2 protein-coding genes are annotated in these 2,758 nt (G+C 62.0%); one reads left to right on the plus strand and one right to left on the minus strand.

What is annotated here, in order from left to right; all coding sequences use genetic code 11:
- The first annotated feature begins 332 nt into the window (after nt 1-332).
- The gene (locus QSK17_RS35605; protein WP_285711089.1) at nt 333-734 is read left to right on the plus strand and encodes a hypothetical protein; all 402 of its coding nucleotides are present in this window, start codon (nt 333-335) and stop codon (nt 732-734) included.
- A 948-nt stretch (nt 735-1,682) separates the two neighbouring features.
- Here the strand turns inward: QSK17_RS35605 and QSK17_RS35610 are convergent.
- Complete coding sequence (locus QSK17_RS35610; RefSeq protein ID WP_285711091.1) at nt 1,683-2,297, minus strand: DUF6461 domain-containing protein; 615 nt, start codon at nt 2,295-2,297, stop codon at nt 1,683-1,685.
- Nucleotides 2,298-2,758 lie beyond the last annotated feature (461 nt).

The following is a 2,758-nucleotide window of genomic DNA, read 5'->3' on the forward strand; positions in this document are numbered from 1 at the left end:
CCCCCGAGGCGGATGAGCCGGCATGAGCGGTTCGAGGAGGAGCCACTCCTCGTCGGTCAGGTCATGGCGATCTTGCACCATGACCTTGTACCGCACCACAACGAAGATCTACAAAACGGCTCCTAGTTCCTACGGCTCAAGCCCGTCTGTCACCGTTGGCATCCGGTGATCGAGGAACGGCGACCGGCTGACGTACACGCGAAGACGGGCTTGCCCCTCCGTCGCCGGCCCGCTGCCGCTCCGCGGTGGGTCGAGGCACACGGGACGATCAGCCAGGCGGAGGCATGCGCAAGTGCGCCGACAAAATGCCGTGATCCTCGTACAGTTCGGACATGATGCTTCCCCAGGCCAAGACAACGGTTCGTCGGGTCAGACTTCATCCCGCGCTGTTCGTCCTGGTCCTCGTGATCGCCACGCTTGTCGGCGCTTTCGTCGCGGCCAACCTGCCGTTCGGCTCGAAGACGTTGACCTACTCCTACGGAACGGCCACCGTCACGGGGGAGGAGGGCTCCGGAGTCGTCACGCTCGAAAAGGGAGGAAGCGCGCTTCTTCCCTCGGACATCGCATGGGTAGATCGCGATGGGAACACCACCAGCGGTGGACGGCCCGAGTGCCTCAAGGGGGACGGGGATAGACAGGTGAGCGGCGTTCGGGTTGAAGCTGGCTATCTTTGGGTCCGCCTTCCAGAGGGCAAGGGTTCGTATCCCATCGTCGGATGGCTCCGCTGCCTGTAGATGTGACGCGGGATATACGCGGGATGATCTTCCTTTGTTGCCGTATACCGCTATCTCGTTGCGCAGGTCAGCCGCATATAACGAGGGAAAAGAATCATCCACTTCGAATCCGATGGCGCTTTGTCCTCCCCGCTGCTCAAGCGGTCCCGGTCGTGCCCGCCCTGGGTCGGTAGCTACGAGGAGGACGGGGGCGGATCAGGGGCCGGGCTGCGCAAACTGTGTACCGCCGCAGGTCCTGCGCCTGATCGCCGGGCCATTAAGCAGGGTGACGAGGGGGCAATCACGGTCACTCATGAATGACCGGCTCCAATCGCAGGTCAGCCGCCCTACGTCCCGTGATCAACGCGATTCCCAAGCTGACAGCGCGGGGATGCTTCCCGTCGCTGCGGACTACCATCGCGCGATGAGACATGATGTTGGGCAGCTTCCCAATGGGTGGACCTTGGCACGTGTCGCCGAGGTGGCCGTGGCTAACTCGGCTGAGTTGTTGCCTCTCGATACCCCAGTGTTTCTAGACGATCTAGACGATCTAGACGGCCGAGAGAGAGTCCCGGTTTCGTTGATCATCCAGGTCGGAGGATTGTGTCTGGCATGTGACGCCCGAGACGGTGAGTACCTCATGGGAGAGATTGATGATTCGGAGTCCGTCTGCTGCTGGTCTTCCTACGGAGACGATCTAGCAGAGGCATTGAGGGCGCTCTAGCCGCCGAGTTGCATTCCTGGTTGCAGTTCCAGGTAATCCAGGACGGTTCAGATCGGATTACGTACGAGCTCTGGCCTGCATTGAACTGTGCGGAACTACGGCAAGCCGATCTTTTATCCGCAGGTTTGAGTTCGAGCCCTGATGTAGCGCGGGCATCACACAGTCGACCGATTCCGTGCAGCGGAGGCAGGATCTCATCTGGCACCGCCCCCACGCTGGCCGCCAGACGTGGCATCGGGGACAGGTCAGCCGACGACGCCGCTCATGAGCGGCCCTCTGATGATCTCCGGGGGCAGCACCACACCGGTCAACCGGGCCGCGAGGAGAAGCGCTCCGGAGACCGACGACGGCGCCTCAGCGCCAGTTCCGGGTACACCATCGGGATCAAGGCCCACCTCCCTCATCAGGTCGTTGAGCCGATCAGGATCACTTCCGTGCCGCCATTCTGGAATCTCGGGGTTGAAGTACGTGACCAACTCCCCGTCCACCGCGTAAACGAACTCGTCGGATGCGTAGTCGTGCCTCAGCACCGCCACGGCCACGGTCCCGGCCGAAAGTACCTGTGCCTTGTCGACTTCCGTGCACGTCCACCCGCTTTCCTCGATGAGCACGGTCCAGTCGCCCACTCGCCCTGCGAGCAGGGTCTCAGGAAAGAGGCCATCGTCTATCAACTTGTCATAGGTGAGCGGCCGGATGCTCTCCTGGTCAGCACCAAGTCGGAGAAGCGCCTCCACCTCGCTGACTCCACGCACGAAGGTCAGGCCCCACAGATCGCCCAACTCGTCGTCTTCGGCCAGCCAGGCGACATCGGCGTAGGTAAACGCCATGAGCAACACCTCATCTGTTGATCGTCGTGCCATGAGCGTGCCATTAAGGGCGGTCAGTAACGGTTGTGCTTGAAGATCGGACCGTTTTGCAAGCAGGATGTCAGGAGTTCGAATCTCCTAGGCTCCGCTCATGCATTAGCCCAGGTAGGGGACGGTTTCCCCGACCTGGGCTTTGATCGTTATTCGGTCTTCTTCGGCTTCCGTGCCCGCTGCGTGCCGGATCTGCTCTTGAGTTGTCCTCGTGCGAGGGAGTCAATGCGGCGGCGCGGCGCGCCACCGTATGGCCTGCAGCCCGCCCGGCCGTCCGGGCGTGCGGCGTGGGCGCCGGTCCCGAACGGCGGCGGGACTCAGGGCCGCCCGCCGCACCAACCTCGTGAATTCACCGACATGCGGATGATCGTCACCTAGCGTCACATACGACAAAAGGTGCCGCTCTGACCTGGCATGATCTGGATTGACTAGATCTTGATCCTGCAGGAGAACGGCACCTCGAA

This window comes from Microtetraspora sp. NBRC 16547, assembly GCF_030268965.1.
Taxonomy (GTDB): Bacteria; Actinomycetota; Actinomycetes; order Streptosporangiales; family Streptosporangiaceae; genus Microtetraspora.

What these genes read in the sequence shown, in the direction of transcription:
- QSK17_RS35605 (WP_285711089.1), top strand. Translation starts at nt 333, where the DNA reads ATGATGCTTCCCCAGGCCAAGACAACGGTTCGTCGGGTCAGACTTCAT.
- QSK17_RS35610 (WP_285711091.1), bottom strand. Translation starts at nt 2,297, where the DNA reads ATGGCACGACGATCAACAGATGAGGTGTTGCTCATGGCGTTTACCTAC.